Annotated in this window: 1 protein-coding gene and 1 pseudogene; both read left to right on the forward strand. The window is 63.1% G+C overall.

What is annotated here, in order from left to right:
• On the forward strand, positions 1 to 253 hold a 253-nt coding region (locus ACFHWW_RS34140), incomplete at its 5' end, for a UDP-N-acetylglucosamine 2-epimerase (protein ID WP_379943807.1).
• Positions 246 to 561, forward strand: a pseudogene (locus tag ACFHWW_RS34145) (hypothetical protein); the annotation flags it as partial. The gene ACFHWW_RS34140 and the pseudogene ACFHWW_RS34145, both read left to right, overlap by 8 nt.

The raw sequence follows: 561 nt of genomic DNA on the forward strand, positions 1-561 counted from the left end.
CTCCGGGGGTATCCAGGAGGAAGCCCCCTCGCTCGGCAAACCAGTGCTGGTCACCCGAAACACCACGGAGCGCCAGGAAGCTGTGGAGGCTGGGACGGTTCACCTCGTCGGCACAGAACGCAAGCGCATAGTTGAAGAAGCCCGGTCGCTGCTCAGCGACCCGGTTCGATACCAGCAGATGTCATCCGCCACAAACCCATACGGAGACGGTCGGGCAGCAGCCCGCATTGTCGAAAGGATTGTCCATGTCTGAAGCAGCGATCCTGCCTGCAGAGTTGCCGCGGGTTATACCCCCGGTCCGCGCCCGTGAGGCCCGTACACCCCTCGGTATCGGCGCCATCCGCGAGATTCTTTGGATGTCCTCGGCCGATGAGACCCGAGCGCCCCTTCGGCCGATCGAGACCGTCAGCATCATCGGTTTGGGGTATATCGGCCTGCCCACGGCGGCTGTCACAGCCAGCCGCGGAATATCGGTTGTCGGGGTGGACGTCAACGCACACGTGGTCGACACCCTGAACGGTGGCAAAATCCACATTACCGAGCCCGACCTTGACGAGCTGG

It is taken from the genome of Sinorhizobium sp. P24N7 (assembly GCF_042436655.1).
In the GTDB taxonomy this organism is placed as follows: Bacteria; Pseudomonadota; Alphaproteobacteria; order Rhizobiales; family Rhizobiaceae; genus Sinorhizobium; species Sinorhizobium meliloti_A.